The sequence below is a fragment of the Mammaliicoccus sp. D-M19 genome (genome assembly GCF_022386695.1).
Taxonomy (GTDB): domain Bacteria; phylum Bacillota; class Bacilli; order Staphylococcales; family Staphylococcaceae; genus Mammaliicoccus; species Mammaliicoccus sciuri.
Genome location: NZ_JAJNHW010000020.1, coordinates 1 through 377, shown reverse-complemented (window position 1 = coordinate 377; position 377 = coordinate 1). Strand labels below are relative to the sequence as shown.

Below are 377 nucleotides of genomic sequence, written 5' to 3'. Positions count from 1 at the left end.
CACCATGTTTTAGAGCCATTAGCTCAGTTGGTAGAGCATCTGACTTTTAATCAGAGGGTCAGAGGTTCGAATCCTCTATGGCTCACCATTTAAGCGGGTGTGGCGGAATTGGCAGACGCACTAGACTTAGGATCTAGCGCCGCAAGGCGTGGGGGTTCGACTCCCTTCACCCGCATTATTATTAATATGATTTAAGCATTTAATTTTGCAGAAGTAGTTCAGCGGTAGAATACAACCTTGCCAAGGTTGGGGTCGCGGGTTCGAATCCCGTCTTCTGCTCCATTATTTGCCGGGGTGGCGGAACTGGCAGACGCACAGGACTTAAAATCCTGCGGTAAGTGATTACCGTACCGGTTCGATTCCGGTCCTCGGCACCA

4 tRNA genes are annotated in these 377 nt (G+C 50.1%); all 4 read left to right on the top strand.

Features of this window, described 5'->3' with window-relative positions:
- Positions 1-12: 12 nt before the first annotated feature.
- The 4 genes from LQ675_RS14900 to LQ675_RS14885 all read left to right on the top strand — a co-directional run bounded on the left by LQ675_RS14900 (position 13) and on the right by LQ675_RS14885 (position 377).
- Positions 13-88 (top strand) — tRNA-Lys (locus LQ675_RS14900).
- Positions 89-93: 5 nt separating this feature from the next.
- Positions 94-175 (top strand) — tRNA-Leu (locus LQ675_RS14895).
- Between the two features lie 32 nt (positions 176-207).
- Positions 208-282: transfer RNA gene (locus LQ675_RS14890), tRNA-Gly, on the top strand.
- Positions 283-288: 6 nt separating this feature from the next.
- A tRNA-Leu gene (locus LQ675_RS14885) sits at positions 289-377 on the top strand.